We start from the raw sequence: 24,999 nt of genomic DNA on the forward strand, positions 1-24,999 counted from the left end.
GCAATGCTGAATTAGTTAGCGACAATAGTTTCGAGCAGACGAGCATATTGTCCTGCCTGCTCCTTTCGTGAAAAAGTGGAAATGAAATCTCTGTTCGAATTAGGAAGGGATGTATCCCCTTCTGCCTTCCAGCGCGTATATTGATCGTTCAGGAACGTAGCTACCTCTTCTGTCGTCCGAGCAGCCAATCCGGCCTCGGCCTTCGATATAATATCAGCCACGATAGCTTCATCGCTCCTTACCATCAGGATGGGTTTTTCCATGGCCAACGATTCGAATAACTTGGTCGATACTATGCCATGAGGACCTCCGGGCTTCTCTGTATTACCCAACTGGAGCAGGATACTGCTGCGACGCAATATTTCAGGTACCTGAAGGGCCGGAACCATCGGGAAAAAGCGACTCATATCGGCCAGGCCATACTGCCGAATCAGCGGTTGCAGGATAGAACGGGAGTGTTCGTCCACATACCAGTGAAGTTCTATTCGTCTCTCTTTGCGCACCTCCTGAAGGGCTTCAGAAGCCAAAGCCTCGAACAAAAGGGTAGGGTCGTGCATTTCCGAAGTCAGCAATCGTCCTGTATAGGAGAGGATGAATTTGTCACAGGGAAGCGATCCTCGAGAAAAAAGTTCGGGATCATAGCCGTTGTAGATCAATTCTGTACGAGGATTAACTTCTGCTAGCAGATTGCAGTGCCAGGGAGATACCGAAACTATATGATCGGCTTCGCGGAGATAACGGTTTCGGAGGGAAATATAGCGGCTTCGAAGCCACCTCATCAGCAGACTTGGCAGCCGCTTGCCACGAGGAAGAAAATCGTAGTTGCTGTACTGTTCGACCACATCACGGCAATCCGCCACCCAAGGCAATCGATGTGCTCGTGCATAACGACAAGCCGCAGCAAGAGGAAACTTACGATACGTAAGACACAGTACGGCATCGAATCTGACGTCGGGAAAAGCTTTCACCGCTTCTTCGTAGAACCGCTTTTCTTTCTGCTCCCAAAGCAATTCGCCGAACAGACGAGCTGAACGGATCGCATAAGAAGGTGAAGAGAGATCGATTGCCGTTATCGGAATATCGGTGCAGAATCCGCCGAATACATCGCCATGTGACTGGGATGCCGGAGCAGGCATCTTTTCCGTTATTACGTAAGGTTCCCAACCGAAGCGAAGCAGGTATTTGGTCAGATAGGCTGCTCTCGGAGCGAAAGCCGGTGGGAAGATGTCAGCGAAGATGAGTACCCGTTTCATTGATCGGTGGCCGTTTCGTAGTCAGGAGATTCGTTCTCCTGTTTTTCCTCCATGGTTTCTATCAGTCGCAACACCTCGCGATACAAACGGGCATGCCAAGGATGGATGTCACGAGAGAGGTATTCGTTGTGCCAGAGAAGTGTGGCTTCTCCTCCGTGGGTGAAAGTATGCTTCAGCAGCACCTCGCACAACTTCGTGGCTGCAGCTTCATCCAAGCCCATATATTCCCGCCTGTCCAGCGTACAGTCCATCAGCGTAAATGGGTGCAGGATCAGTTCGCTCAGCCGTCTTGTGGAAGGCATGATGAAGCGAACGGGACGAGATGTGCCGAGGCGGAAACCTGCAACATCGGCATATCCCATGGAATAATCGTGTCTGATACCTGCCGATATCAGAGCTTGCATATCTTCCGGCTCACGAGCTGCAAGGTAATGATGCCTGTTGCAGTCCACCGCGGCACCCGTATCACTGATGAGTCGCTTGCGCTGCTTTCCGATCAGCTCGGGGTTCAGTCCGGCGGAGTAGTTGCTGTGGAGTCCTATCACTATTCCATTGTTTTCGACCAAAGATCGGAGCGGTTGATAGAGCGGTTTTCTCAGCGAATAGTTCGGCGCATCTTGTGGGGCTTTTCCGGGTGTTTTGAAGAAAAAGATAATCCGACAGCGATCCTGCATTTTGCTGCGCAATGTTTTGTCCCAATCCACAAAACGGGGAAAAGTGAAGAAACGATCACTTGCCGGATTGGCATAAGCCAGACGGAAAGCCTTGAAGGGAGATTTGCGTTCCTTGATCAATGCTCGGGCAAAGCTTCTCCATCCTCTGTACTCGAACGGTTCGTCTACGTCATGCGTCAGATTCACCATGGAAAAATGGGGGACAGGGTCTTTTATCGGCCAGCCCATCTGACGAATTTTAGTACGCAGGATGGCCCCGTATTCATCTACGACAGGACGCTGCAGGAATCCTGCCTTGAAAGGCAAGGACTCTCTTCCCGGAAATCGTCCGTGTATATCTCGAAGTTTACGCCGGTACATCTCCTCGTAGCGAGAGATCAGAAAATATGTAGAGGCGACAATGTCGGCATTCAGCACCAGCGTGTCGCTCTCTTCCAACAGCTCTTCGGTCGGCTCTCCGAATAGGAGCGGTACGCCCTCCCATTCTTTCAGTGGTAACGAGGGAAAAGCCTTATCGGTACCGTAAATATCCGAATCGAAGAAGTTTGAAGCACGGATGACAATGCTGTATCGGGACATCTCGCTCTGCTTCGAGGTATAACCGATGCGGCTGAGGAGCTGATCGCTTCCGCTTTCATCTCCGATCAGAAAGCGAATGATGTAGTGGATTACTTCAGTATTCATACCTGTTTTTGCTGACCGGCATCATGAAAGGCCCGCCATTTACGTCTTAGTCGGCCACATAAGCCAATCCGACCTTTGGACAGTCGGAAATAGGGCGTTTGCACGCCTCCGAACGAGCGGAAGAATCCTTCTACCCCCTCCAGCATGGAACCTTCGAAGTCAAATGTATGAATGCCTTCCATCTCACAAGCCCTCCGAATGGCCTCATACAGGACAAAAGCTCCGGCATTGCGCCCCTGTCCTTCACGAATCTGGCCGGAAGCAATCGTATAAGCTGTGTCATGATCATGGACGAGGAAGACGGCAGCCAGCAGATGCCCTTCGCTATCTTCACAGCCGACTATTTCACCTGCTTGTCTTTCGATGGTGACTTCCGCCACCCGTTGCAATGTCTGCGATGCAAATCCTTTTGCTTCCTGTCGGGACATGGATATACGACAGAGGCGCAGCAGGTCGTCCACCGTGGCCGACGTGTAGCGGAGTCCGTCTCTTTCCCCCTTACGTATCTTCTTCATGGCGTCGGGGCGAATAGCTGTCCGTACAACATCGATCCGCGGGCTTAGATCTAGTCTGTATGTATATCGCGTAGTCTGAGAGTAACCCTGCCAGTAATAGGGGAGCCAATCGGTAAAATCCTTGGAGTATTGTACCATAAAGGACTTATGAGGCGGAAGCATGGAGCGCAGCATATCGTGTACCCTGCGCTGGGTACGAAAGGAGGTTGTGCCGTCTTCATTTTTGCCTATGAGACTGTAAGATCCCAAAAACTGGGTGAAGGGCGGCATGCTGATATGACCGGGCACCGGTATATAACAGGGCATCACGCCTGAAGCCGTCCCTTCCTCCTCAAGGACGAAAGCCATCCATTCGCCGACACCGCATACAGCGTCCAGCCACCAATCCTGCAGGTATAGAGGAATGGGCACTCCTTGCCGGCATAGCTCCCGATAGCGTTGCTTCATCACTATCCAAGGGAAGAGACCGAAAAGCCTCCGATCTGCTCAAACGCCTTCGGCCTCCTCATCCAAGATTGCTTTATGAATGTTTGTTGCGAATGGCTTCGCGTATTTTTTCAGTCAGTTCTTCGGCCAATTCCTCATTGTCCCGAATCATTTCCTTGGCAGCCTCACGGCCCTGTCCCAGCTTCGTATCGCCATAGCTGAACCACGATCCGCTCTTCTTGATAATATCCAGCTCTACACCCAAATCGATGATCTCGCCGGAACGCGAAATGCCTTCTCCGAATACGATATCGAACTCTGCTTTGCGGAACGGAGGAGCCACCTTGTTTTTCAACACTTTCACCTTGGTCAGGTGTCCCATGATCTCTTCCCCATCCTTGATCGGTGTGCTCTTGCGAATGTCGATGCGGATGGATGCATAGAATTTCAGTGCATTCCCCCCTGTGGTGGTCTCCGGATTGCCGAACAAAACACCGATCTTCTCACGTAGCTGGTTGATGAAGATACAGGTCGTATTGGATTTGCTGATGGCTCCGGTCATCTTACGCAGTGCTTGCGACATCAGACGGGCATGCAGACCGACCTTGTTGTCCCCCATTTCACCCTCTATCTCCGCTTTGGGCGTCAGGGCTGCGACGGAGTCGATGACTATGATATCGACAGCAGAAGAGCGAATCAGTTGTTCGGCGATTTCCAAAGCCTGTTCGCCGTTGTCCGGCTGTGCTATCCAGAGATTATCCACATTGACGCCCAGCTTTTCGGCATAGGTGCGGTCGAAAGCATGCTCGGCATCGATGATGGCCGCCAAGCCACCGGCTTTCTGCGCTTCGGCAATGGCATGGATGGCCAGAGTGGTCTTACCCGAAGATTCCGGTCCGTATATCTCGATAATACGTCCGCGAGGGTAACCTCCTACACCGAGAGCCAAATCCAAACCGATGGAGCCGGAGGGGATAACACTTACATCCTCCACCGTATTGGCTCCCATATTCATGATAGCACCTTTTCCGAATGTCTTCTCTATCTTTTCCGTGGCCATTCGCAGGGCTTGCAGTTTCTTCTCGTCTTGCACCGTGGGTATCTTTTCTTCTGCCATATGTCTTTTCTTGTTCTGTATTATCCGTTTAGTATCTGGTCGGCGTGGTCTTTGGTCTTCACCTCTTTGCCTCTGATGATGCGTGTGACTACGCCCTCCTCATCCGTGAGAAAAGTCGTTCGTTCGGTCCCCATGTATTTGCGTCCGTACATACTTTTTTCCACCCAAACACCGAAAAGTTCGTTGAGACGCACTTCCTCATCCACGATCAGCGGAAAAGGGAGCTCGTATTTCTCACGGAAATTGCGATGGCTCTTGGCCGAATCACGACTCACTCCGATGATTTCGTAGCCGGCAGCACGAAGTGCGCTATGACTGTCGCGCAGGCTGCATGCCTGTGCCGTACATCCCGAAGTATTGTCTTTGGGGTAGAAATATAGTGCGATCTTTCGTCCGCGATAATCGTCTCTTTTGACTTCGTTCCCGTCTTGGTCTATCCCAAGAATCTCAGGGATACGGTCTCCTATTTGTATCATTGTTCTGTCTGTCTGAATTATATCGAACAAAGGTAACAAAAAGGTCACACCCTACAGGTTATCTCTTGTGTCAAGAAAAGAAATGCGTTGTAAGAGCCAACTTACTGTGCTTTAACGACAGCGAAAAACATACCACAACTCGAATGTGAGCTATAGACCGCTTTTGAGAGAGTCTATGTTTAGAGCAGCTTTAAATAATCTCTTCGTAAGGATCATTTGTCTTTTGCATTGCGATACAATGGCTAAAGCAAACTTTCTCAGGGTATTTAGGTTAGTTGCTGAAAATCCTTCCGTTCTCGACAAGCGTCTTCCCTAAAACTTACATCAAGATGCCAATGCGCTCAAAATATATCGCCCAATCCGTTCCCAGTATTCAGAAGCTAAACTGCTGATATAATACTGCTTTTCTACACGATTCTTACCCTGTCCGGATTACTAACCATACGCTCTACATGAATTAGACTTCTTAAGCCTTGCCGCTAACTATATTCGTCCTCATTAAAGACCTCTATGGCTTGCAAAGCTGTGTAGATACGTTCTCAATATGACCGCGATCTTTCACCAAGGTTTCGTAGGTATGACGCTTATATTTACCTGTAAAATTAGATTGGACATCCTCATACAAATGTTTCTGGTTGCCCTTGAAACTTGAAACATAGTCTGCATTTAATCGAATAATCTGCTCTGCAATTGCAGTTTTTGCTCCCATAGCATCAATGCTGATAACTGTACCTGATAAATCGAAGTTATCCAAAACTTCCGGAATAGCGTGTAGTTCATTATATATCCGCAACGTTTTTTGTGCCAGGCTTCAGCCTACTTCGTCATCCCTTAAAAAGCATTTGCAAGTGAGAAGTCATTCATCGATGGTCTCTCGCTTAGCTTTTCGGTTATTATTTTGAGCAGGTGCAAAAGAGCCTTCATGGCTCTTTTGAAGTTGTAAGCAGCAGCTGCCAATAGTATGTTCACAGCATCCCCTGCCACTCCCTTNGGTGCAAAAGAGCCTTCATGGCTCTTTTGAAGTTGTAAGCAGCAGCTGCCAATAGTATGTTCACAGCATCCCCTGCCACTCCCTTGTAAAAGTTGCGGCCTAAACGATGATCTGATTTCAAGTGTCCAATGGTAGGTTCTATGCCTGCTCGCTTGCGGAATAGTTTGTGTTTCTTGCGCTTCTGATACCTGCTATCTGAGGGCTTGGGAACATCCGGTATTAAAATCTGAGTGCCATTAACCTCTTTCTTACCCCGATAGCCCCTGTCGCCTGCCAGTATCTTGATCTTTCTCCGTGTGAGACGTTCTACTTGTGCCAACGAGGCTTCTATCGTGTGTCCATCATACTCATTACCAAATGATTGGGCACCAAGAATAAGCCCCGTAGCCGAGCGGATGATGGAGACCTTATTGCCGAATTCGTTCTTCTTATGCTCTTTGCCCTTGCTGATGCNGTTCGTGAATAGAATAAATCTTTTGCCGGCTATGACGTCGTTGAGCAAGAATCGCCTCAAATCTCTCTATCAACTCCTTATGGACAGAATGCTCTCCCAGATTACGCTTGAGCTCTCGGACTAATCGGCCGGCTATGGTTCGCAATTTCCTATCCGCTCTGAGTGCCTTTTGGCGATTCTTGGGATGATTGCGAAAACGTTGGTCGCGATAAATGCGCTTGAGAACAAAGGTATAGCTTTGCCGAAGTGGCAACTCTAATTTGTGGACGATGTTCAGAACCTTACGGACAATCTTTTTATGCAAGTTGGCATCTGTAGGGTAGGTGATATTCTTCTCTTGAACGGTCGAATCAATAAAAGCAGTGTCATGATGCTCGTCATCATCATCTTCGTTATTGACACGNTTTCTGCTATGAAGATAAGAAAACTTGCAGATTTAGCAAAGATATTCGCAAACTAATTTGCTGAATATCAGAGATTAAAAAGAATTTTAAGGGACGACTACTTCATCCACCCTAGACCAGAGAATATGCGTAGTCCCACTTCTCTTCTTGGATCCAAGCAGGCATTTACCATCTACATCGATATGCCTACTTTCAGATCAATAATCAAATCTTCACCATAAATATCAAGACAAGCATATTATAGAGAGACCCAGGCTCAATATGTGCTGTAGAACCTTCTCGAAGGTGTCTACACCAAGACAATAGGAAGTTCAACTAGAGGGCAAAACGAAGCTCCTCACACAAACAAAGCTCATGGATAGACTCATAGTCCCCTCCACCACACACAGATAAGTAAGCAAAGCGATCACCAATATATCGCTTAACTTATGCTTACAACTACCCACGACGCGATGATCTTTTAATTCAGAAAAATAATCTTTTACATGTAAAACCAAAAATATTTCTATTTTGATGTAGCTGCCATGATTGACTTATCGGCTTATCCTTGTTTTTCAAATGGTTGTGAGATATTCAGATGTAGGAATATAGCAAAAAAGAAAGAGTACTTCTCCTTTACATACCAGCCTCTGCACTTTCTTCAATCAACTTCACATATGCCATTATTTTAAATGAAATTTATCAGATTTAAATCAGATATATAAATAATAATTTATAGCAACCAAAACTCGTAAAAAAAAATCTTTCTTTCAGTCGTAAAAGCAACTTCTGAATAACAATTGTTGTAGTGAATATTTTCCATATGTTTTATCACCTTTCTAATGCTATGAATCAATAAACTTTCCTGGTTACAATCAATTTTGCTCATAAAACGATCTGTAACTCTATCATATATAAAGACAAAATCTGGCAATTTGCTATAAGCAGAAATGGTCTTTTGCGATTTATAAACTCCTTCAATGATATATCTATTCATTTCTTTTATTATATTAAATGAAAACAAGAAAGACCAAGAAGGATATATAATATAAAATTCGTTCGAGTTTTTTTGCAACTTGATTTTTAGCAACTTAACAAGTTTATCATAGGAAAGTCGATTCTTATAAAATAAAAGGAACTCATTTTCTCCACTATTCTTGCATGTTCTTATAGTCCAACCCAATGGGGCATAAAATGTAGAATAAGTTCGCAAATAATAATCAAGATCATTAGTCGAGCTGATCTTCAAAAAATTTGGAACTGGGAAGCCATTTTCTCGCAGATAAACGAGACCTTTATACCTATTTGTTTTCACCTAAAATTATTTTAGTTGCCAATTCTATTCGATTTTCAAGAGAGCCAGATACAACAATCGGTTCGATATTATATAACTGAAATAAATATACAAGAGTTTTGTCAATTTTTTTTTGATAAGATATTTCGAATGGTCTAACATTATCATAAGAAATTGGAAACTCAATTGGAAGATAAAAATAATAATCAAACCTTTTTGATTCCTCAAAAACTATTTCCTCTACCAAATAGATATATTTATTTCTTATCTTACTGGACTTATTGACTATTAAATAGGATAATAAATCAATTAGAGATCGGTCTGAAATAGTAGTTCCCAAATTGCACAATCTCTCATGACATAAATAATGATGAAGATAATTAACAATTCCCCATTCTGTAATATGTTGATTCATGAAAAAGTGCTTTTTAATCAGTATTCGCGCTGCTTCTGGAATCAAGGATATACGCATTGAGCTATTAAGATCTTCTACTAACCTTTCTGCCAAAGTGGTCTTTCCAACCGAATGAGAACCTGAAATCGATATAAGCATTATTACATGATTTTCTTATTGTAATACTCCTTCATAGCAATAGCACCTATTTCTTGGCTATTATGTGTTTCTGAAATAATTGTACAATTAGCATTTATACTTATCAAGTTATCCAAAATTGGTTCAAATCTTGGGTGGTACAAGCCTTTGGGCTGATCATCAAATAAAGTAGGGAAAGGATTGGTGGGATAGGTATCAGAAATAGATTTATGAGAGATTTCTCCATGGCTACCATAGTCAATAGGTGTATAATGCAAATGATACCGATCTGAAAAGGCATCTAAAGCAATTAATCTGGAAAATAGACTATGAATAGACTCAGTATCTGCTAATGTTCCAAGGGTTCGCGCATGAATATGACCAAAGTCAAAACATGGAAACATTCCTTTAATTTGCTTTGTTAAATAGACTATTTCTTCAACTGACCCTAATTGTCCTCTTTTTCCTGCAGTTTCTAAAAAAAGCCCAATATGACTATTACCAATATCTGAAAAGAAAATATTTATATTATCCAAAAAGCGCTCCATTACAAATTTCGGATCCTCTTTATACAAAGAGCCAGGATGTAATACAACGACATCAGCACCTAATAGATCTGCCAATTCATATGTTCTCTTCAAGGTTTCGCAAGAACGTTCTACAGCTTTTTTATCATGGGATGTAAAAACAATAAAATACGATGCATGAACTGAAATTTTTATATCAAAATCCAAGGAAATAGAACTCATTTCCTTACATGTATCAGGACTTGTTCTCGGTCCATATGTCATTTGAAGCTCAAAAGCATCAATCCCTAGAGATGAGAGCCACTGGAAAATATTGAGTCTTTTTTTTCTAAATTCTGTCTTTTCAAAGGCAATGGGAAAACCAGCTACACCGAACTTAAGCATATTTTTTTAGTTTTTTGAGAAAACTCTTTTTCAAATAAACCATTAGCACATAAAACACCGGAAAAAAGAGCCTGAATAAAGCCCCTGGATCTACCAACGGCATCTCCTATAACATATATATTATTGTCTTTGTTTAAAGAAAAATCAAGATTAACCTCTGGCTGTAACCATTGACGATCAATTGCTGGTGCGAAAATCCTAACAACACTTCCTCTTTTTAGAAGTGGAGTCTTACCCATCAATAAGTGTTCTATTGTTAACTCAAACAACCTAGCATGAACTGCCGAAGGAAAAGACGGTATCATCGTTCTTAAATTATGAATAAAGTCGCTGTTTAAAATCAAATCTCCTAAACATAAACTATTCCTTGCCAGATCATTTATTGATTTACACCAATGCTCTAACGCTATATTTGGCAGTCTATCATTTGATCTTACCATTATTGCAATATTATTCCTACTTGTAGGAGTATTAGAGAATGCGCCGTCTGCAAAAAAAGAATTATTAAACCGTACAGGGACTACTATTCCATTATTATGCGCACAGAAAGTTCTTCCTTGTCCTAAATTCGGGAAATTAAGCTTGATCTTGGGATCACTCTGATAGAAATATTCATTTGTGAAAGAGTCAGCATCGGATTCAATTCTTATTCCAATATCTTGTTTTTGTTCTTGATAACTTAAATTGAAAGAATCAAATAGGTTCTTCATGAAATTAGATGAACTTCGACCTGTCCCTAAAACGACACTTTTGGCCTTATATGTCTTTCCGGTACTTGTTTCAAGAAAAAAAATGCTTTTCTCCTTTCTTATTGAAAGAACTTCACATTCTGAAACCAAAAAATCAGAGATAGGATTTAAAAGCATTGATACGATCATTTGAAATTCACCCTTGTAAAAAGCATCCGAAAAGTATTTTTTCTTGAAGTAATCCTGTTCTTTTTTATGTCGATTATCAATGAAATTAAGAGTCTTTTCAAAATAGGGATATAATTTATTCTGCAGATAAACATTTACACTTTCAATTCGATTTAAATCAAATCTTTCTACTATTTTTTGACTGGCAGGGAAATAACAAAACTTATTTCCATTTAAAGCATTTGCACCACCTACACCCTCAACTGTATGACATACTTTACAGAAAGAGCAAGAGTAGTTACATGAGCCTGGACAGAACCTTTTTTTTAAAGGATGACCTTTTTCTAAAACAAGAAAGTTCTTAAGCCCCAAATCCTTCAATTTATTTGCTGCTGATAAGCAAGCAAATCCAGCTCCTATAAATATAATATCTTTTTCTGTTGAAACCATTAAATTAGTCTTTATTTTTTAGAATGAAATGAAATGTAGAGTCAGTAATATTTTTGTCATTATGATTCTCTTTTTTATTGATTCGCTGATCTTGAATCATTTTAATCATATTGTTAGTCACCTTATTATTTTCAATAAGTTGATTAACCTCAGATTTTATATCGAAGTAATCTTTTCGAACATCTATATAAGCGACAGAAATAGGTATAATTACAGTAAGAGCCAAAGATAATGCTGCAATTGAAAGCGCATAAAACTGGCTTTTTTCTTTTTTATTTTTCAGCTCATATTCACCCATAAGCATTTTTAGGGATTTAGCATCGTCCTCTATTTGCTTTCTGCTTTTTTTTATGAATTTTAAAACGGATTCTATAGAACCTTGAACTATAGGCCGTGGAGAAAGGCCATCACCTATTTTGCAAAAATCGCTAAGTGTTCTGCAAATCTTTGTATTTAAACCCCTTATGTCCGAAGAAGTGTATGAAAACTCAGCCGTCAAAATTCGACTACCTTTATGTATACAAATTTGCTCTGAAGAAAAATTAATCAAAAGGCCAAAAAGACGACCCTCGTACCCTGGTTCAATTTGCGTTCCAACTTGCAAAACAAGCCCCTGGATCGCAAGGTGGATACGCAAGTCAAAGCGACCTATTACATTTGATGGCATTTTTAAAACTTCATCTGTAGAAAAACCTACAGTTGAAAATTCTCCAATTTTAAGAACATCATTATGCTGTGAACATTTTTCCATGACTGCCCCTTCACTGCGAGTTTCCGGCGGGACAAAATAATCATCACCTAAGCTCAAATCATAGCTAGCAGGTCTGAGATTTTTCTCATTGAAATTTTCAGAAATAATGCCCAGGGATTTTATTTGATCACATGTCAAAACACCGGAACAATTATTTTTACTTCTTCTTTTCAAAGCGAATCCAATATTAAGTTATTTTTTCAAAACAGAGTAAGGAGAGAACAAGCTTGCCGAAAACAAAAAAGTTTGTTAGTCATTAAGATAGGACACTCCAAGATGGATCAAAAACTTTCTCAAATATACGAAAAAAGATCCAAATGACATCTCTATCAGAAAATTCTTCTTCAATCTCATGCCATATAATGGTACAACAAACGGTTAATCGAACGGTTAATATGGACTAAAATCCTATCGAAAACTCCAAACCAATATATTGATCATTCTACTATATGAGCGATATAAAAAATTTTAGGAATATTTATTTCAATAATTGTTCAACAACGAAGCGGAGTTTGGAATGATTCTAAATAAGCACCCGAAAAAGAAAGGCAAGCGAGGCAAAAAAGATGAGAAAACGGATTTTCACAGGTCGATTTTCGATTTTGAAGTGTTCGTATAACGATTTATATATAAAGCATTTTCAATTTATATACAGATCGTTTTCTATTTATATATAAAACGATTTCAATAAATATATAGATCGTAAATGATTTATATATAAATCGCAGGCTGAAAAAGGCTGATTCGGGAGGTGATAAAACAAAGGCACCCACCGAGTTTAACAGCAAACTCAGTAGGTGCCCGGTCCCTTAGGAGGAGTATCAAAAGGGTATTTCGTCCTTATACAGGATGAGCCATATAGTCTTTATTCCCCAAGGTGTTCATCGAATACGGAGGAAATGGATGCGACCGTAGCATCCATATCGGCAGATGGAGGAGATGTGAGAAGTCGGTGTACATGTCGGGTAGCAATTAGCAGTTTATCTAATGTATTGGTATTGAGCGGGTAAAGAGTGTAGGATAGAGCAATCTGCTTGCTATCCTTAGCTTTACCGGCGGCAAATATAACAAGATCGATCATTCTCAGGGAATCGAAATAGCCCCATCTATATCAGATAAGGAAGTCCGATAAAACTTCTTTTTTATCTACTTTTGTATTGCACGACAACCAAATTTAACAACGATGAAAACTGAAAAGGATTCGGAACTTTATCATACAGAAAGTAGCGGAACATCTTCTCTATATATACGAGCCTTAAGAAACAGACTCTTGAGTTACTCTTCGGTCTCTTTACTCTGTTATTTATTATTGTTGCAGGTCGTTAATGCAGCCTTTTTCTACCATCAAACGACGATCAAGACCGATTGGCTCCTGCCTTTTCTTACCGGAGCTTTGCCCCTGACAGCGTTCATCTGGATCTTGCCCTCTCTTGCAGTTAACAAATGGTTGAGGCATATACTCACCGCCTTGATCGTTGTCCCGTTTTCCGTCCTGTTTATATACGAATACCATTTATTGACGCTCTGGGACACACCTATCACGGATAGCGTTCTGATACATTTCCACACGAACAATCCATCCGAAGCCAATCCGGGCTATTTCCTGGGTGGTATCACCTTTGCTTCGTGGGCGAAAGGAGCAGCCATCCTTCTCTTGCTAGCTGCAATATCCATTGGCAGAAGACTGATTTTCCCTCTACTGTGTCGCATCCGATATTTATTTGGACGTGGTGCATATGTTGTTTTGTTTTCGGTCGTTTTTATCATTTCCGTTGTCGCTTCGCGCAAAGAGTTTTACAAGCTGGATGAATCCACACCATACAATCGATTGGCTCTGAGCGAACGCTTCGTACTGGGCACGATGCATGCCATACAGGATAATGCTTCGATGAGCAGTATGGTGGAATCGCTCACTTCTCATTCCTTCGGGGATGTTTCCATCTCTCCGCAACGCAAGCCGCATACCGTCGTATTGGTCATGGGCGAATCTCTTCGTAGGCTGGATATGCATTGCTATGGCTATCCTTTGCCTAATACGCCGGTTATAGACTCTCTCTGCGCTATGGGCCATATGGTTCTTTACGACGATGTGGTCACCTGTGCCGCAAATACCAACTCATCTCTCAAGTCGGTGCTTACATACCACCAAACGAACACCGAGCAGGAGACCGACTGGCTGGACTATCCTACCCTTTCGCGGGCTTTCAGCTCGGCCGGGTACCGCACACATTGGAGCAGCAATCAGGAAAAGAGCGGCTTCTTTGTCGAAATGGTAGCAGCCATCGCCCAAACTTGCGATAGCACTTTCTACACCACACACTATTCTACTACGACATGGATGTGGGGAAAGCAAAACAACTCCTACGACGAAGCCATACTACCACTGCTTCAGAGCCATGAACAATGTGGCACAAATCTGCTGCAGATCATTCATCTCATGGGGAGCCATGCCTTATTCGAGGATCGGTATCCCGCCGATTATGCCAAATTCTCGGGAAAAGATATCCCCGAATCGCATGCCTTGGAAGAAAACGAGCTTTCTGCTCAGTATATGAACTCCGTCTACTATAGCGATTATGTGCTCGGTGAGATCATCAAACGGTATGAGAACTCTTCTGCCATCGTTATCTATCTCTCCGATCACGGTTTGGTGCGCTACGATGATCCCAAACATTCGCAGGCCATTGTGCATGCCAATGCTCCCACTGCTCTACAAATCCCCTTTATGGTATATATGAGTCCTCGCTTTATGGCCGAAAACCCCGATATAAGCGATAAGGTGAAAACAGCGCACAGGAAACCGTTCATGACAGACCTCCTGCCCAATTCCCTTGCTGCCCTTATGGGCATCAAGAACAGCTACAGCAATCCTCTGCTGGAGCTCTGGAGCGACGAGTATGACTATTCTCGAAAAAGAATTATCACAGGCTGGGATGCCTTAACGGAGTTTACACCCAAGCATCCTGAATATCAAAGCAAATAAGACGAAAATGGAACGAAAACAAATGGGCGCATTCTTTTTAGGATTGGACAGGCGTCTCTATCAACTGATCTGGCTGCTGATTTTTCTTTTCCTTGTCCAATTTTTCAACCTCCTTGAGCTACAAGCTATGGGAGTCGATAGCCAGGGGCAGATGAGAATGCTGAGGGCATTGCTGGCATGGTCTCTGGTGGGCTACCTTGTACCGGCTTTCATCCCTAATAGAATCATACGTAATATTGTAATCGGTATAGAACTGGTCTATATCTGTGTTTCTTTCCTCACGGATTTCTACCTGATCAACATTTACCGCCTTCCTTTTTCCGGAGCCATGGCGCAGCCTATACTGGCAACCAATCCATCCGAGGCTATCGGGTTCTTCCGGTCCGGTGGAAACGCGATGCTTTTTGGTCGTGGACTACTTTTGCTCTTAGTCGCTTTTGTCATAGCCCGATTGCTGCCTTGGTCTGTCAGAAAGGGATTCTCTTTGCTATTGATATTGATGGGCAAGATGCCGACTTCCGTCAGGGGTTTCCATCGAGGACGTTGGGGGCTGATCGTTCTTGTTTTACTGATGATTTTTCTCGGAGTATGGCATGCCAAATATATATATGCAGCCTACCGGAGCAATTGGATTCGTTACAATGCGATGTCATTACCCGAACGACTTTGGCTAAGCAATAGGATGGCCCAAAAGGAGATCTCCCTGTCCAATATTTACTACCATCCCCAAGCCCCTCATGAGAATCACTTGCACAGAGAGCGAACGATCGACACTCCTCACAATGTGATCGTAGTCTATGACCGGCTTATTTATCCGCACCTGATGCACTGCTATGGACATTATATAAAGAATACGCCGACTATCGATTCTCTGATAGCTTCTCAGGAGTTGTTCATTTTAGACAAGGCTTACACCGCGGACAATACGCCCCACTTTGCCATGGCGCAAGCACTGTCCTATTACGACCCCGGAGACGAAAGCAGCTGGGATGTCTATCCCACTTTGCCCGGAGTCATGCGACTGGCCGGTTATCGAACTTTTTGGCTCGACAATACGCCCAAAGCAACTCCCTGGCTGGATGTAGTACCCCAGCTTGCTGCCGATTGCGACTCTTCCTATCATGTCAATCTGCGTGCCTCGGAGGAATGCTGGAACGGCAATTCGCCTCTCGACGAGGCTGTGCTCGAACATTTGACCGATTATCGGCAGGGGAGCCAATCCGTGTTCAGTGTTATTCATTTACAAGGTGGAGAAGGGAGTATTTGGTCTCGTGTCAACAGGGACTTTTGGACTTTTGATCGTCGTCATTTCACAGTCTTCGACAACATACAGCCTGATGATAGAGACGTTTTAGCCCAATACCACAATCTCTTGCTGTATCACGACCATATACTTGGAAAAATCATCGATTTCTATAGCAGTACACCTTCCATTGTCATCTATATGGGCAATCTTGGAGTACAGGGCGATACGCATCCGTATGACGGGACACCGATCGATGAGGCGGATCGTAGCCGTGTTCCTTTCATGATTTACTTAAGCCCTGAAATGAAGCGGTTGCGACCCGATTGGAGCGAACAAATACAGGCCCTTATCGGTAAAACATATTCGACTGCCGACTTTCCCGAATGGCTAACCCGATTATTGGGTTTCGAGTATTTCAAGAACAAGTCGATAGTTGTACAGGAAGAATAATTCGGATACTGCCCCTCTTCGTCTGTACGGGTTTGACAGTGGGCTTAGTCCAGCAGCGTCATATCGAGGATTACGACGTCTTTCAGGGGACGATTGCGCTCGTCCGTATGCTGGCGTTCGATCTTGGAGAGGGTCTTCTCGCCTTCGATCAGTTGGCCGAAGACGGTGTAGTCGCCATCGAGGTGAGGTGTACCGCCTTGGAGCATATAAGCTTTCTTCTGCTCTTCCGAAAAGGTGCATTTCTTCTCCTCTGCCATGCGTTCGAGGTCGAAGTCGGTGAAGAATCGCCCCGTAACGATGTAGAATTGGGTGGCCGATGAGCGTTTTTCGGGATTGACGTCATCGCCCTGTCGCGCTGCGCAGAGTGCACCTCGTCGGTGGAAGTGTTTGGACGGATCGATCTCCGCAGGCAGGGTACGCGTCGTGGTATCGTTGCCGAGGTCTTCGAGTGGCTTGGCGTTTTTGCTCAGGAGGTTGCCCGACTGTACCATGAACTGGTTGATGACACGGTGAAAGAGCACGCCGCGGTAAGCTCCACTGCGGACGAGGGAGATGAAGTTGTCGCGATGGATCGGCGTCTCGTTGAAAAGCTCTACCGTCATTTTGCCCCGCGATGTTTCGATCAGGACGCGGCGGCGTACTTCGCCGGTTTGTGCCGCAGCCGCACAGCAGACCACGAATACAAGCAGGATAAATAAGGTTCGTTTCATATCGTTATCGTTGATGTTTATTACTGTATGCCGTCTCTGTTCAGATGTCGCTCAGCTCCAGCCAGCGCATCCCCTTGCTGTCGATCTCTTCGATCAGGGCAGCGATGCGGTCGCCGGCGGTGAGGAGTTCGTCCGTGGACATCGTGCCGCTGCTCATGCGGGATTCCAGTTCGGCTTTCTCCTTTTCCAGTTTTGGCAGTTCGGCTTCGAGCTGTTCCAGCTCTTGCTTCTCCTTGAAAGTCAGCTTCCGCGGACGCTCGGCAGTGTCGGTTCGGGGCTTTTCATTTTCCGCCTTGCGTGTCGTGGAGGAAGATTCGACGGCCTGTCTTTCGGCCTCTTCCTGCTGCTTGTATTCGCGATACTGCGTGTAGTTGCCGGGGAAATCCTTCACGATGCCGTTCCCTTCGAACGTAAAGAGGTGATTCACCACCTTGTCCATGAAGAAGCGGTCGTGCGAGACGACGAGCACGCATCCTTTGAATTCGCTCAGGTAGTTCTCCAGTACGTTCAGCGTGAGGATGTCGAGGTCGTTCGTAGGTTCGTCGAGAATCAGGAAATTGGGGTTCTTCATCAGTACGGTACAGAGGTAGAGCCTGCGTTGTTCGCCACCGCTCAACTTGTGAATCGGCGTATATTGCTTTTCGGGCGGAAAAAGAAACTGCGTCAGCAAGGCCGATGCCGACAGGATGGTACCGTCCTTTTCGTTCCGAATCACTTCGGCGATGTCCTGCACGGCTTCGATGACGCGTTTATTTTCGTCGAACTGCATACCCTTCTGGCTGTAGTAGCCGAAGCGAACCGTCTCCCCTACATCGAAATACCCTGAGTCCGGCTCTTCTTCGCCGAGCAGCAGCCGGAGGAAAGTGGTCTTGCCCACGCCGTTGGGCCCTACGATGCCCACCTTGTCGTATCGGCTGAAAGTGTAGTCGAAATCGCTCAGGATAATGCGTTCGCCGAAAGCTTTACAGACTTTGTGAGCTTCGAATATCTTATTGCCTATGTATCTGCCCTGCTCCGAGAGGTGGAGCGTTTCGTCCCGGTGGCGAGGTTGGGCTTTTTCCTTGAGTTCGTAGTAGGCATCGATGCGGCTCTTCGCTTTCGTACCCCGTGCCTGCGGTCTGCGATGCATCCATTCCGCTTCGCGGCGCAGGAGGTTGGCAGCGCGGCTCGTTTCGCGTTCGGCAGCTTCCAGCCGCTCTTCCCGTTTGTTCAGGTAGTATTCGTAGTTGCCCCTGTAGGCATACAGCTGTTTGTTGTCCAGCTCCAGTATGCGGTTGCATACGCGATCCAGAAAGTAGCGATCGTGGGTGACCAGAAGCAGTCCGATCTGCTGATGCGAGAGGTAGCCCTCCAGCCATTCGATCACGTCCAGATCGAGATGATTGGTCGGTTCGTCCAGAAACAGCAGTTCCGGATTGCCGATGAGCGTGCCCGCCAGAGCGATACGCTTAAGCTCCCCACCGGAGAGATTGTCCGTGGTGCGGTGCAGATCGTCCAGATGCAGACGGGTGAGAATCTCCCGTGCGCGCTGCTCGTACTCCCACGCGCCGAGGGCATCCATTTCGGGGAGCAACTCCTCCATGCGTTTGCCGTCGCCCCGAGCCGAAGCCTCCTCCCATCGCGCTATCAGGGAGGTCATCTCATCGTTGTGTCCGAAGCAGGTCTCCAGTACGGTACTGCCCGGAAGTACTTGGGGGAGTTGCGGCAGGTATGCGCGGCGGATACCGTTTTGGTAGATCACTTCTCCGGAGTCGGGCGAGTCGATCCCCGTAAGGATATTCATCAGAGTCGTTTTCCCGTTACCGTTGCGTGCGATAAGTCCGACCTTTTCACCCCGTTCTATACTGAAAGAGAGGTCTTCGAAAAGAACCAAATCGCCGAAGCTTTTGGTCAAGTGCTGTGCCTGAAACATGCTGTTTTTAGATGCAGTAGTGGTATCAATCCTTCTGTTTGTATGCCTGATAACGAGCCATTACGTTGCGCACGTAATTGATCGTTTCCGTACCTCGCAGATAGCCGGAGCGACAGACAGGATCGTTATAGTAGTTAGGATCCTTCTTGAGGCGGATGTATGCTTCCACGTTATTGTCCCATACGTTGGGGTTGCCCCCGTACTTCGCTGCCAAACGCCTTGCATCCGCCACGTGACCCGAACCGGCATTGTAGGCAGCGAGCGTAAACTTGAGCCTTTCTTCCGGATCCGTCACATCGGGAAATTCGTTCTTGAACACCAACAGGCATCGGATGGAGACGCGCACCGAAACTTCCGGATCCAAAAGCTCCTGTTTGTCGGCCCCGAAGCGCCGGCCTGTCCTCGGCATGATACCCATCAGTCCTCTGGCACCGGACCAACCTACGATACCGGCATTGAAGCGCGATTCGTGGTAGGCGATGGATGCGAGCAGATGCCAGGACCAGCCAAGCCGGAGTTCCTCGGCATAGTGCTTGAAAATGGTATCGTACTGCGATATACTCCCTTTTGTCAGTTTGATGCGAGGTCGGGGCGCAGACTGCTCCTCTTCGATCTCATCGTTGCTCTTGCTCATCTCGAAGTATCGCTTCTGTATGGCTCGGTACGATTCCTTGTCGGGGATGGACTCTCCCCACCGATTCACCCACCGTGCCAGACAATGATTGTCCTTGCGGACGATCCATTGCAACCTCTGGCCGAAGCCTACTCTCATGCTGATGTCTATATTGCGGTAGTAGGTTCGTGCCAGTCGTGCCAACTGTTCATCGGCAAAGGTGTAGTCTATTTCCCCTTTGGCTACCTGCGTGATCAGATCCTCCGTCGTGAGTGTATCTCCACTGAGGATCAGCGAATCGATACCTCCCCCCACTTCTTCATTCAGATGCCGGAGCCGATCGGCATAGCGAGTATGAGCCATGACCGTGACGGGCTTGCCAATAAGGTCTGTTACGTTCGTTATGCGCGGATTGCCATCGGTGCGCTGTACCAATACTTGTCCTGATATTTCTTCGGGGCCGACAAAGAGATACTTCTGCTTACCCTTGAAGGTCGCGGCCTGAGGCGTAATTGCCATATCGACCAGACCGGTATCGACTGCAGCATAAAGAGCCTCATCATTGGGCACTACCTCTACGACCAAAGTCAAGCCCAGAGAGTCGGCGAGCAGCTTGGCCAGTTCGTACTCGTAGCCCATTTCTTCGTCTTTGTACACGAAGTAGGTGGTCGATGACGAGAGTGTAGCCACGCGCAGCGTATCCGCAGAGCGCAGCCCCGATACGACAGAGGAGTCGCATGGGATACTGTCGGCTCTCCCCCCTCCGGATGCACAACCTCGGCAACTCTGCGACAAGGCTCCCACAAGGATGGAAGCGGCAAGACCGAGCAGACATAGGAGCTGTCTGCCAAGATAACTTTTCGATATGGGCATAACGATGATAAATACCGTATTGAAGAGATACACAGGCATCTCTTTGACGAACGAAGATAATGACTTTCCGATAAAACAGTTGCCGAAGCACATGGATGCACAGGGTACACATTCCACAGATAAGCAATACAAGTTCCAGGCAAAGGCGACATCTGCATCTAGAGAGGAACGGAAGAGCACCATATCAGTGGAGTTCGATGCAGGAAAGAACTGTTTTCCCGATCGAGTTCTTTAGCAAAGAAGGCCATGCTTCGATGCCAATTTGTACTTTTACCGTGCAATGGAAAAACTGATCGATATTTTGGTCGTGGACGATGATGTGGCTGTCTGTGCCGCACTGCGTCTGGTGCTCAAGCGAGCCGGCTATAATCCCGTCTTAGCCAACAGTCCCGACGAAGCTTTGTCCATCGTGCGAAATCCCGATAGCGACTGCAAGCCGGCCGTAATCCTGATGGACATGAATTTCTCCCTTTCGACCTCCGGCAGGGAGGGATTGGAGCTGCTGGAGAAGATGCGGATATTCACTTCCTGCCCGGTCATACTGATGACGGCTTGGGCTTCGATTCCGCTGGCAGTGGAGGGAATGAGGCTCGGAGCCTTCGACTTCATCGGCAAGCCATGGGACAATGATCGACTCCTTCGTGCCATAGATACGGCCTTGCATCTGGCTGCTCCCTCAGCTATGGCGGATCCATCGAAACAGTCTAACAGAGATACAGCCCATCAGCCGAAAACGGTGATCAAGGGGAATGACCCCTGTGCTCATATCATAGGCCGGAGCGATGCCATCTGTAGGATCAAAGAACAGATACGCCGCATAGCTCCCACGCATGCCTCTGTGCTGATCACGGGCGAGAGTGGTACGGGCAAAGAATTGATAGCCGAGGCCTTGCACCGTGGGAGCAAACGCGCTTCAGCTCCATTTGTCAAGGTCAATTTGGGCGGGATTCCCGAGAGTCTGTTCGAGAGCGAACTGTTCGGACATAAGAAAGGAGCTTTTACCAATGCTTTTTCCGACAGAAAAGGACGGTTCGAGCTGGCCGATGGCGGCACTATCTTTCTGGACGAAATAGGCGAACTGCCTGTCGGCAACCAAGTGAAGCTGCTGAGAGTGTTACAGGAACAAACATTCGAGCCGCTGGGCGAGAGCGTCTCCCACCGAGTGGACGTCCGTGTGGTATCGGCTACGAATGCTTCCTTGGAGCAGATGGTAGCCGAGGGACGTTTCCGAGAGGATCTCTATTATCGAATCAACCTGATACATCTGCATCTGCCTCCGCTGCGCGAGCGTCAGGAGGATATACCGCTGCTGGTGGAAGCCTTCAGCAATGCTTTTGCCCAATCGGGCGGATTGTCCCCTGTCAGTTGGAGTGCAGAAGCTATACGACGTATCTGCGCCATGCCCCTGCCGGGCAATGTGCGCGAATTGAAAAACGTAGTGGAGCGTACACTATTGCTCTCGGGAGCGAGAGAAATCAGTGCCCAGGATGTGGCTGACTTCGGTCTGCAGGTAACAGCAGCAGACTGCTCCGACGAACGGGCTTTGACCGACATGGAAGAGGCTGCCATCCGAGAGACGCTGACTAAATACAACGGCAACGTCAGTCGTGCTGCACGAGCCCTGGGTTTGAGTCGGGCAGCTCTCTACCGGCGAATGGAGAAATACGGACTATGATGGCGTGTAAAACAGAATCGGCACGATGAAACGATTGGGCAGAATATCCCTACGCGTTTTGCTCCTGACAGGAGTATCGCTCACCTTGATGCTCATAGCGATGACTCTCCTATACCCTCCGGTGGAGAGGAGTGGGCTCTTCATCATACTGGCCATAGAGGTCGCTCTCCTCTTCTTTCTCGGTTTTCTATATAATAAGGTGGTATTGCCGATACGAGCCGTAGGCGATGGAATGGATATGCTCCGTTCGCAGGACTATGCCACTACCCTTGCTCCTGTCGGTCAGCCGGATGCAGACCGGGTGGTAGAGCTTTACAATGCGCTGATGCACAGCCTCAAGAGGGAAAGACTTAGACTGGAGGAACGAGACAATTTCCTTTCGCTCGTGATGGATGTTTCGCCCGTGGGTTTCGTCGTTTTGGATTTCGACATGCGAGTTGTGTCCGTCAATCCTGCCGCTCGCAGACTGTTGGACTTGCCCGATGATTATATCCCTATCAAAAGACCATTGGAGGAAGTATGTGCAAAGATCCCTTTCCGTCCGGACGAGCTGGGCGAAGGAGAGTCCCGTACATGGCGATTGCCTACGGCCGAGGTGAGGCGGATTACGCGGATGAGATTCTACGATCGATCGTTCAGCCGTCTCTTTTTCAGTATCGAAACTCTGACCGAGGAGTTGCGTTCGGCCGAGAAAGAAGCCTATGAAAAACTGATCAGGCTGATAGCCCATGAGGTCAATAACAGCACTGCCGGTATAATCGGTGTGCTGAATGCCGTGGGGGATGCTTTCGACGACACGCCTCATACACCCGAAGGGGAAGTATCAGAGGCCATTGCACTCTGCCGCGATCGGTGTATGGCCATGAGTCGCTTTATCACACGATTTGCCGAAGTGGTCAAGCTACCCGATCCTACCCTATCTTCCGTAGACTTGGTATCTCTATGCGAGCGGTGCATGCTGCTGATGCAGCCTTTAGCTGCCGAAATGGGTGTGGAAATGAAGATGTGCAAAGAGCAAAATTCCTGCTTTGTCCATTGCGATTCCGAGCAGATAGAGCAAGTAGTGATCAATCTGCTACGCAATGCGGTAGAGAGCTTTGCAGGGTATGAAAATATGGCAGCCTCGGAGGCAAAGACGGTTCTGCTCTGTCTAGATGGTCACAATCTGCTCGTAGAGGATAACGGACAGCCTATCAGCGATGACGTCGCCGCCCGTCTCTTTACACCATTCTTCAGCACCAAGCCGAATGGTCAGGGGATAGGCTTGGTCGTTATTCGCGAAGTACTGACCCGCCACGGCTGGTCCTTCTCCTTGACCACCGATGCCGACGGCCGCACTCGTTTCCGTATGGCGTGGCCATGATGCGATTTACCTCTTTTGTTCGCTGATAGCCCTTTCCAACAGGGCTATTATTTGGGAGGATGGAATGTTTTTGTCACCTTAGCAGGTCCGTTTTCCTGATTTCTTCTTCTTTCAGGGACGATTCGGACAAGTATTCAATATGATTTTTAGGCATGGACAATCAAAAAAAACCTTTTACAACGCGTTTCGATCATTATAACTACAACGTCCTCGACCTCGAGCGCAGTCTGGCCTTCTACGACCGCGCTTTCGGTTTTCGTGAGGTGAAGCGCAAAGAAGCGGCCGATGGGTCGTTTATCCTCGTTTATCTGAGTGATGAGAGCGGCCATTTTCTTTTGGAACTGACTTGGCTCAGGGACAGGAAAGAGCCTTACAATCTGGGAGAGAATGAGGTGCATCTCTGTGTCCGGACTACGGGCGACTACGATGCCGTACGCGAATATCACCGCGCCATGGGCTGTATCTGCTATGAGAATGAGCAGATGGGGCTCTACTTCGTGAACGATCCGGATGGCTATTGGATCGAGGTGCTGCCGGAGGATCGGGATTGAAGTTTCTCAGCTGTCGGATGTCTCGATGCTGCCCACTTCGAACAGCTTTTCATGTGCCGATTCTTGAGGATTAGATGAATTTCATCATGCTTTCTACCAATCAGATAAAATTCTTGCGAAGCCTGCGCGAACGAAAATACCGTTTGCGAGAGCAGGCTTTCGCAGTGGAAGGGCCTAAGCTCGTCGGCGAGATGCTGCCTTTCTATCGCTGTCGTATGCTGGTCGGCACGGCTGCCATGCTAAGAGCCGTAGGCGTACCGCATGATGTCGAAGCAGTGGAGCTACCCGAATCCTTCGACTTCAAGCGCATCAGTACGCAGACCACTCCACAGCCACTAATGGCCGTATTCGATCTGCCTGCAGAGCCGGAGCCGGTAGTGGAAGGGCTGACGCTGCTCTTGGATGGGGTGCAAGATCCGGGCAATGTGGGGACTATCCTACGAACAGCCGACTGGTTCGGTATCCGTCATGTGTGGCTGGGGGCAGGTTCTGCCGACGTCTTTTCTCCGAAGGTCGTACAGGCCTCTATGGGAGCATTGGCACGAGTACAGCCGACACCCCTAAAGAATACGGTCGATACACTGGCTTCTTTTCGTCGGCAGAGAGTACCCGTTTACGGAGCTTTTCTGGATGGACAAAGCCTGTACGAAGCCTCCTTGCCGAACTTCACCGAGCCTGCCATACTCGTCTTGGGCAGTGAGGGGCGCGGTATCAGTCCCGAAGTTGCGACAGAGATCACCGACAGACTTACGATACCGGCTTTCGGTTCATCGGTCGAGGGGCATATCGAATCGCTCAATGTGGCTATTGCCGCAGCTGTTTTGTGCTCTGAATGGAGACGTCGCAACTGAGAAA

Annotated in this window: 20 protein-coding genes and 3 pseudogenes; 6 read left to right on the forward strand and 17 right to left on the reverse strand. The window is 46.8% G+C overall.

Annotated features, from left to right (window positions below; translation table 11 throughout):
• Nucleotides 1-11 precede the first annotated feature (11 nt).
• The 14 genes and pseudogenes from HQ49_RS07340 to HQ49_RS07405 form a co-directional block, all read right to left on the reverse strand.
• Nucleotides 12-1,253 (reverse strand): glycosyltransferase, encoded by a 1,242-nt coding sequence (locus HQ49_RS07340; RefSeq protein ID WP_039419283.1) that lies wholly within the window; start codon nt 1,251-1,253, stop codon nt 12-14.
• Complete coding sequence (locus HQ49_RS07345) at nt 1,250-2,611, reverse strand: polysaccharide deacetylase family protein (RefSeq protein ID WP_039419285.1); 1,362 nt, start codon at nt 2,609-2,611, stop codon at nt 1,250-1,252. Before HQ49_RS07345 ends, HQ49_RS07340 begins: the two co-directional genes overlap by 4 nt.
• A complete protein-coding gene (locus HQ49_RS07350; RefSeq protein WP_039419287.1) occupies nt 2,608-3,573 on the reverse strand; it encodes a GNAT family N-acetyltransferase in 966 nt (321 codons plus the stop codon). Before HQ49_RS07350 ends, HQ49_RS07345 begins: the two co-directional genes overlap by 4 nt.
• A gap of 73 nt (nt 3,574-3,646) precedes the next feature.
• On the reverse strand, nt 3,647-4,669 hold the full coding sequence (recA, locus tag HQ49_RS07355) for a recombinase RecA (protein ID WP_004584116.1): 1,023 nt from the start codon (nt 4,667-4,669) through the stop codon (nt 3,647-3,649).
• A 20-nt stretch (nt 4,670-4,689) separates the two neighbouring features.
• A complete protein-coding gene (bcp, locus tag HQ49_RS07360; RefSeq protein ID WP_039419289.1) occupies nt 4,690-5,145 on the reverse strand; it encodes a thioredoxin-dependent thiol peroxidase in 456 nt (151 codons plus the stop codon).
• Nucleotides 5,146-5,295: 150 nt separating this feature from the next.
• A pseudogene (locus HQ49_RS12210) lies at nt 5,296-5,956 on the reverse strand (ISAs1 family transposase); the annotation flags it as partial.
• Between the two features lie 187 nt (nt 5,957-6,143).
• Nucleotides 6,144-6,993: pseudogene (locus HQ49_RS07375) on the reverse strand (IS5 family transposase); the annotation flags it as partial.
• A 99-nt stretch (nt 6,994-7,092) separates the two neighbouring features.
• Nucleotides 7,093-7,491 (reverse strand): annotated as a pseudogene (locus HQ49_RS12215) (transposase family protein); the annotation flags it as partial.
• A gap of 215 nt (nt 7,492-7,706) precedes the next feature.
• Nucleotides 7,707-7,970 carry a hypothetical protein gene (locus tag HQ49_RS11695; protein WP_160224187.1) on the reverse strand — a complete coding sequence of 88 codons (264 nt, stop codon included), beginning with the start codon at nt 7,968-7,970 and terminating at the stop codon, nt 7,707-7,709.
• A 304-nt stretch (nt 7,971-8,274) separates the two neighbouring features.
• Nucleotides 8,275-8,820, reverse strand: coding sequence for an ATP/GTP-binding protein (locus HQ49_RS07385; RefSeq protein WP_039431470.1), 546 nt, complete (start codon nt 8,818-8,820; stop codon nt 8,275-8,277).
• Between the two features lie 2 nt (nt 8,821-8,822).
• Nucleotides 8,823-9,710: a TIM barrel protein gene (locus HQ49_RS07390; RefSeq protein WP_039419293.1), complete on the reverse strand. Its 888-nt coding sequence runs from the start codon at nt 9,708-9,710 to the stop codon at nt 8,823-8,825.
• Nucleotides 9,692-11,017, reverse strand: a complete 1,326-nt coding sequence (locus HQ49_RS07395; RefSeq protein WP_039419294.1) for a Rossmann-fold NAD(P)-binding domain-containing protein — start codon at nt 11,015-11,017, stop codon at nt 9,692-9,694. The genes HQ49_RS07390 and HQ49_RS07395 overlap by 19 nt, the downstream gene beginning before the upstream one ends.
• 4 nt (nt 11,018-11,021) lie before the next feature.
• A complete protein-coding gene (locus HQ49_RS07400) occupies nt 11,022-11,942 on the reverse strand; it encodes a dCTP deaminase domain-containing protein (RefSeq protein ID WP_152569157.1) in 921 nt (306 codons plus the stop codon).
• Nucleotides 11,943-12,633: 691 nt separating this feature from the next.
• The gene (locus tag HQ49_RS07405) at nt 12,634-12,849 is read right to left on the reverse strand and encodes a hypothetical protein (protein WP_039419298.1); all 216 of its coding nucleotides are present in this window, start codon (nt 12,847-12,849) and stop codon (nt 12,634-12,636) included.
• Nucleotides 12,850-13,038: 189 nt separating this feature from the next.
• Here HQ49_RS07405 and HQ49_RS07410 point away from each other — a divergent pair, with 189 nt between their 5' ends.
• Together HQ49_RS07410 and HQ49_RS07415 are read left to right on the forward strand one after the other, a co-directional pair.
• On the forward strand, nt 13,039-14,751 hold the full coding sequence (locus HQ49_RS07410) for a phosphoethanolamine transferase (protein ID WP_160224188.1): 1,713 nt from the start codon (nt 13,039-13,041) through the stop codon (nt 14,749-14,751).
• A gap of 7 nt (nt 14,752-14,758) precedes the next feature.
• Nucleotides 14,759-16,447 carry a sulfatase-like hydrolase/transferase gene (locus HQ49_RS07415; RefSeq protein ID WP_018965621.1) on the forward strand — a complete coding sequence of 563 codons (1,689 nt, stop codon included), beginning with the start codon at nt 14,759-14,761 and terminating at the stop codon, nt 16,445-16,447.
• A 44-nt stretch (nt 16,448-16,491) separates the two neighbouring features.
• Here HQ49_RS07415 and HQ49_RS07420 read toward each other — a convergent pair whose 3' ends face one another.
• Genes HQ49_RS07420 through HQ49_RS07430 form a run of 3 tightly spaced genes read right to left on the reverse strand, consistent with a single transcriptional unit; the run spans nt 16,492 to nt 20,594 of the window.
• Nucleotides 16,492-17,157: a peptidylprolyl isomerase gene (locus HQ49_RS07420; RefSeq protein ID WP_039419302.1), complete on the reverse strand. Its 666-nt coding sequence runs from the start codon at nt 17,155-17,157 to the stop codon at nt 16,492-16,494.
• A gap of 40 nt (nt 17,158-17,197) precedes the next feature.
• Nucleotides 17,198-19,069 (reverse strand): ABC-F family ATP-binding cassette domain-containing protein, encoded by a 1,872-nt coding sequence (locus tag HQ49_RS07425; RefSeq protein ID WP_039419303.1) that lies wholly within the window; start codon nt 19,067-19,069, stop codon nt 17,198-17,200.
• A 25-nt stretch (nt 19,070-19,094) separates the two neighbouring features.
• Entirely contained in the window at nt 19,095-20,594 is a 1,500-nt protein-coding gene (locus tag HQ49_RS07430) for an MltF family protein (protein WP_235290093.1), read from the reverse strand.
• Between the two features lie 241 nt (nt 20,595-20,835).
• Here HQ49_RS07430 and HQ49_RS07435 point away from each other — a divergent pair, with 241 nt between their 5' ends.
• The 4 genes from HQ49_RS07435 (at nt 20,836) to HQ49_RS07450 (ending at nt 24,995) form a co-directional block, all read left to right on the forward strand.
• Nucleotides 20,836-22,230, forward strand: a complete 1,395-nt coding sequence (locus HQ49_RS07435) for a sigma-54-dependent transcriptional regulator (RefSeq protein WP_039419307.1) — start codon at nt 20,836-20,838, stop codon at nt 22,228-22,230.
• Between the two features lie 25 nt (nt 22,231-22,255).
• Nucleotides 22,256-23,593 (forward strand): sensor histidine kinase, encoded by a 1,338-nt coding sequence (locus HQ49_RS07440; protein WP_039419309.1) that lies wholly within the window; start codon nt 22,256-22,258, stop codon nt 23,591-23,593.
• Nucleotides 23,594-23,745: 152 nt separating this feature from the next.
• Nucleotides 23,746-24,144: a VOC family protein gene (locus tag HQ49_RS07445; protein WP_039419311.1), complete on the forward strand. Its 399-nt coding sequence runs from the start codon at nt 23,746-23,748 to the stop codon at nt 24,142-24,144.
• Nucleotides 24,145-24,218: 74 nt separating this feature from the next.
• On the forward strand, nt 24,219-24,995 hold the full coding sequence (locus HQ49_RS07450; protein ID WP_235290094.1) for an RNA methyltransferase: 777 nt from the start codon (nt 24,219-24,221) through the stop codon (nt 24,993-24,995).
• The last annotated feature ends 4 nt before the right edge of the window (nt 24,996-24,999 follow it).

Origin of the sequence: Porphyromonas gulae (genome assembly GCF_000765945.1) — a bacterium.
Lineage (GTDB): Bacteria > Bacteroidota > Bacteroidia > Bacteroidales > Porphyromonadaceae > Porphyromonas > Porphyromonas gulae.